This is a genomic window from Streptomyces sp. Ru73 (assembly GCF_002920575.1).
Taxonomy (GTDB): Bacteria; Actinomycetota; Actinomycetes; order Streptomycetales; family Streptomycetaceae; genus Streptomyces.
This window is the reverse complement of the sequence record NZ_PQSQ01000190.1, coordinates 1-4131: the sequence shown is the minus strand read 5'-3', so window position 1 is coordinate 4131 and position 4131 is coordinate 1. Positions and strand designations below refer to the sequence as shown.

Genomic DNA, 4131 nt, shown 5'->3' with positions numbered 1-4131 from the left:
CCCCGGCCCCGCGCGGCCCGGGGTCTCTTTTTTGACACGCCCAAACATGGGATGTTCCTATCACCGGTGTAATCGCGTCACCGTCACGACGCCCCGGACACCGAAAGGGGACGGCAGCCGATGCCGTTGCGCAGCACCACCAGGACCAGCCTGGTGGACCTGGTCATCGACCAGATGGAAGGTCTGATCGCCGCCGGCGAGTGGGCGGTCGGCACGAAGATCCCGGCCGAGCCGGTACTCGTCGAGCAGCTCGACGTCGGACGCAACACCGTCCGCGAGGCCGTCCGCGCGCTCGTGCACACCGGCATGCTGGAGCCCCGCCAGGGCGACGGCACGTACGTCCGCGCCAGCAGCGACTTCGGCGCCGCCGTACAGCGCAGGCTGCGCCGCTCCTGCGAGCTGGAGGCCTACGAGGTCCGCGCCTCCCTGGAGCGGGACGCGGCCCGGTACGCGGCGCTGCGCCGCACCGAGGAGGACGTCACCGCGCTGCGCGCCGCCCTCGCCGAACGCGACCGCATCTGGCTGACGGGCGACACCGCGGCCTTCATCGAGGCCGACATCGCCTTCCACCGCGCCGTCGCCGCCGCCGCGCACAACAGCGTCCTGGCCGATCTCTACGGGCACCTCACCGACGCGCTGCGTGCCACGCTGCGGTCCGTCGTGGCCGCGCCCGTGCCCGACGCGGTACGCCACCAGTTCGACGCGCACGCCGCGATCGTCGACGCCATCGAGGCCGGGGACGCGGACGCCGCCGAACAGGCCGCGCTGGCCCACCTCGACGAGGCGGCGACGGCCCTCCGGGAGCAGGCATGACGGCGCAGGAAAGCAGCACGACGACACGCACCGAAGGGCCGCGGACCGCCGCTCCTACGGGGTCGCCGACCGCCGCCCCCACAAGGGAGCCCGCGGCCGCGCCCCCGAGTACGGTGCGCGCCGGGCTCTACGTGGCGGTCGGCGTCGTCCTGCTGGCCCTGAACCTGCGCCCGGCACTCGTCGCGGTCTCCCCGCTCGCCGACACCATCCGTGCCGACAGCGGCATGTCGGCCGCCGCCACCAGTCTGCTCACCGCGCTCCCGCTGCTCTGCTTCGGTCTGCTCGCGCCCGTCGCGCCGCGCCTCGGCCGCCGCTTCGGGCTGGAGCGGTCGCTGCTCGGCACGATGGTGCTGATCTGCGCCGGTACGGTGCTGCGGCTGGCCGACCAGGTGGCCGCGCTGTTCGCCGGCACGGTCGTCATCGGCGCCGGCATCGCGGTGGCCAACGTGCTGCTGCCCGGGCTGATCAAGCGGGACTTCGCCGCCCGCGCCGGGCTGATGACCGGCCTGTACTCCATGTCGCTGTTCGGCGGCGCCGCGCTCGCCGCTGGCGTGACCGTACCGCTGCGGAACGCCACCGGTCTCGGCTGGCAGGCCACGCTGGCCTGCTGGGGCTCGCTCGCGGTGCTCGCGCTGCTCGTCTGGCTGCCGCGGGCCCGCTCCCGTACCCCGGTGCCGGCCGGCGCCGCGCGGCAGGCGGCGCACCCGGTGCGCGGCCTGTGGCGGTCCCCGCTGGCCTGGCAGGTCACCGGCTACATGGGCCTGCAGTCGCTCAGCTACTACGCGGCGGCCGCCTGGCTGCCGACCATGCTCACCGACGCCGGGATGAGCGCGGGCGACGCGGGCTGGATGCTCTCCTTCTCCTCGCTGCTGGGCATCGCGGGCTCCTTCCTCGCGCCCGTGATCGCCGGCCGCCGGCTGCGCACGGGGCACCTGGCCACGCTGGGCGCGCTGCTGTGTGCCGCGGGTCTGGCGGGCGTGCTGGCCGCGCCGGTGTCCGGCGCCTATGTGTGGATGACGCTGCTCGGGCTGGGCCAGGGTGCCGCGATCAGCCTGGCGCTGCTCTTCATCGTGCAGCGCGCGCCGGACACGAGGCACGCGTCGCAGCTCTCCAGCATGGCGCAGTGCTTCGGGTACATCCTGGCCGCGACCGGTCCCGCCGTACTGGGCGCCGTGCACGACGCCTCGGGCACCTGGACGGTCCCCGTCGTCGTCCTCCTCGTGCTGCTCGTGCCGCAGGTCCTCGCGGGGCTGGGCGCCGCGCGGAACCGGCACGTCGCGGGCGAGGGGTGAAGCGGAACGCCTCGATCGGCATACTGGGCGGCGCCCGACCGTAGCCGCACGGGAGCCGCCCATGTCGATGATCCACCACCTCCGCCGGGCGGTGCGCCTGCCCCAGCAGCGCAGCCACGGGGTCGACCTCGCCCACCCGGCGCGCTCACCGCTCGGCACCGCCGTCGTCAACTGCGCGGTGTACGCGGACGGGGAGCGGGTGCCGGGCGACCGCCCGGTCGAGGAGGCGGTGCGCCGGGTGCGGGCCTCCGGCGACGGGTTCGTGTGGATCGGGCTGCACGAGCCGTCCGAGGCGGAGTTCGCCGACATCGTGGAGCTGTTCGGGCTGCACCCGCTGGCCGTGGAGGACGCCGTCCTCGCCCACCAGCGCCCCAAGCTGGAGCAGTACGAGACCAACCTCTTCACGGTCTTCAAGACGGTCCGCTACGTCGAGCACGACCGGCTCACCGCCACCAGCGAGGTGGTCGAGACCGGCGAGATCATGGTCTTCACCGGCGAGGACTTCGTCATCACCGTCCGGCACGGCGGCCACGGCTCGCTCGGCCCGCTGCGCGAGTCCCTGGAGGCCGTGCCGGAGCAGCTCGCGCTCGGCCCGTCCGCCGTCCTGCACGCCATCGCCGACCACGTCGTCGACGACTACCTGGAGGCCACGGCGGCCGTCCAGGACGACATGGACGAGGTGGAGAGCGCGGTCTTCGCCGAGAACGGGCGGAACGCCGACGCCGGGCGCATCTACCAGCTCAAGCGCGAGCTGCTGGAGCTGAAGCGGGCCGTGGCCCCGCTGGACCGCCCGCTGGACCGGCTCTCCACCCAGCCGCTGCCGCAGGTCGACCCGCGGATACGGACCTACTTCCGGGACGTCGCCGACCACCTGGCCCGGGTCACCGAGCGCATCACCGCCTTCGACGAGCTGCTGAACTCCATACTCCAGGCACACCTCGCGCAGGTCACCATCGCGCAGAACGAGGACATGCGGCGCATCAGCGCCTGGGTCGCCATCCTGGCCGTCCCCACGATGGTGTGCGGGGTGTACGGCATGAACTTCGAGCACCTGTGGGGCAAGGACTCGGTCTACGGCTATCCCGTGGTGATGACCGTGATCGTGGTGGCGTGCGCGGTGATCCACCGCGGCTTCCGGCGCAACGGCTGGCTGTAGCGGCGCGGCGCCCGGAGCGCGGTGCACCGGGCGCCTGCGGTCCGGCGGTCAGCTCCCGGCCGCGCCCAGCGCCTTCGCCTCCTTCTCGGGGGACACGCCCTTCAGCGGACGGTCCGGCCGCTGCGGGGCCCGGCCGCCCAGCGAGCGGAGCCAGTCCCAGGTGTCCGCCACGGTCTCGCCCACCGGCCGGCAGCGCAGCCCGGCCGCGTACGCCTTCTCCACCCCCGTGCGGTGCAGGGTGTCGTAGTACCCCGCGTACTCGGGGCCCTCGGGCGGCACCCAGACCGGCAGTTCCGTCCACGGCTCGATGCCGGCGGCGAGCACGTGCTCGGGCGCGGTCCAGCGCAGCTCGGCGCCGGACCCGGTGGCCTCGACGCACGCCTCCAGCAGGCTGCCCATGGTGGCGTGCCCGCTCCTGCTGACCAGGTTGTACGGGCCGGCCAGGCCCGCCTCGACGGCGTGCAGGATCCACTCAGCGAGGTCGCGGACGTCGATGTACTGGACCGGGAGGTCCCGCGGGCCCGGGGCCAGCACGGGGCCGCCGCGGGCGATCCGGGACAGCCACCACGGCAGCCGTCCCACGTTCTCGTACGGCCCGAGGATCAGCCCGGCCCGCGCGAGCACCGACCGGCCGGCCCCGAAGGACTCCGTGACCGCCAGCTCGCCGCCCCGCTTGGCCTCCGCGTACTCCACCTCGCCCGCGTCGGGCGCGCCCGCAACCAGTGGCGCCTCCTCGCCCAGCCCGGCCGCGCGGGGGAACGCGTACACCGACCCGCTCGACACGTACACGTAGCGCGCCACGCGCCCGGCCAGCAGGCGGGCCGCTTCCCGCACCACCGACGGGGCGCCGGACCAGGTGTCCACCACCGC

4 protein-coding genes are annotated in these 4131 nt (G+C 74.4%); 3 read left to right on the top strand and 1 reads right to left on the bottom strand.

Annotated features, from left to right (window positions below; genetic code table 11):
• Nucleotides 1-120 precede the first annotated feature (120 nt).
• The 3 genes from C3486_RS36280 to C3486_RS36270 all read left to right on the top strand — a co-directional run bounded on the left by C3486_RS36280 (nucleotide 121) and on the right by C3486_RS36270 (nucleotide 3261).
• Complete coding sequence (locus C3486_RS36280) at nucleotides 121-813, top strand: FadR/GntR family transcriptional regulator (protein ID WP_103837104.1); 693 nt, start codon at nucleotides 121-123, stop codon at nucleotides 811-813.
• Nucleotides 810-2105 carry an MFS transporter gene (locus C3486_RS36275; RefSeq protein WP_103837103.1) on the top strand — a complete coding sequence of 432 codons (1296 nt, stop codon included), beginning with the start codon at nucleotides 810-812 and terminating at the stop codon, nucleotides 2103-2105. Before C3486_RS36280 ends, C3486_RS36275 begins: the two co-directional genes overlap by 4 nt.
• A 67-nt stretch (nucleotides 2106-2172) precedes the next feature.
• The gene (locus C3486_RS36270; protein WP_103837105.1) at nucleotides 2173-3261 is read left to right on the top strand and encodes a magnesium and cobalt transport protein CorA; all 1089 of its coding nucleotides are present in this window, start codon (nucleotides 2173-2175) and stop codon (nucleotides 3259-3261) included.
• 48 nt (nucleotides 3262-3309) lie between these two features.
• Here the strand turns inward: C3486_RS36270 and C3486_RS36265 are convergent.
• A partial coding sequence (locus C3486_RS36265; RefSeq protein ID WP_103837102.1) for an NAD-dependent epimerase/dehydratase family protein occupies nucleotides 3310-4131 on the bottom strand: 822 nt, incomplete at its 5' end.

Bases quoted from the DNA above. Each gene is read 5' to 3' on its own strand.
- C3486_RS36280 (WP_103837104.1), top strand. From the start codon at position 121: ATGCCGTTGCGCAGCACCACCAGGACCAGCCTGGTGGACCTGGTCATC.
- C3486_RS36275 (WP_103837103.1), top strand. From the start codon at position 810: ATGACGGCGCAGGAAAGCAGCACGACGACACGCACCGAAGGGCCGCGG.
- C3486_RS36270 (WP_103837105.1), top strand. From the start codon at position 2,173: ATGATCCACCACCTCCGCCGGGCGGTGCGCCTGCCCCAGCAGCGCAGC.